The 734-nt window shown below is 76.3% G+C and carries 1 protein-coding gene; it reads right to left on the bottom strand.

Annotated elements, in window-relative coordinates; translation table 11 throughout:
- A partial coding sequence (locus ACYVE9_RS29460; RefSeq protein ID WP_461030928.1) for an ABC transporter domain-containing protein occupies positions 1 to 734 on the bottom strand: 734 nt, incomplete at both ends.

Raw genomic sequence — 734 nt, 5'->3', positions numbered from 1 at the left:
GTCGAGCCGGGTCAGTTCGCGGGCGGCGTCACCGACCCGGTCCAACCGTCCGCGCAGCGCACCGGCGACGGTCAACTCGCCGGTGCCGGTGAGCAGGTCGACAGTCCGGACGGCCAGGGCGCCGCGGGCGGGGGCGAGTTGGCGTTCGGTGCGACGGGCGATGACGGCGGTGAGCAGCGGCACGCCGATGCCCGCGGCGGCCAGCCCGGCGAGCAGGACCGCACCGGCGGCCGGCAGCAGCCAGCCGGTGAACACGACGGACGCGGCCCCGACGAGCACGGCGGCCGACACCGGCAGCAGCCAGCGCAGGAAGTAGTCCTGGAGCACGTCCACGTCACCGACGAGCCGGGCCAGCAGGTCACCGCGCCGGGACTGCCGCAGCCCTGCGGGCGCGAGCCGTTCGAGCCTGCGGTAGACGGTGACCCGCAGGTCGGCGAGCACCCGCAGCACCGCGTCGTGCGCCACCAGCCGCTCGGCGTAGCGGAACACCGCCCGGCCGATGCCGAAGGCCCGGGTCGCGGTGACCGCCACCAACAGGTAGAGCACCGGCGGCTGTTCGGAGGCGCGGGAGATCAGCCAGCCGGAGACGGCCATCAGTCCGACCGCGCTGGCCAGGGCGAGTGCGCCCAGCACGGCAGCCAGCACGAACCGGCCGCGGAGCGCCCGTCCGGCCGCCCGCACCCGGGTCAACGCCCGCCCGTGCGGGACGTCTTCGGTCGCGGCGGTGGCCGGTA

It is taken from the genome of Streptomyces sparsus (assembly GCF_054776295.1).
This window is presented reverse-complemented; position numbering and strand designations above follow the sequence as displayed.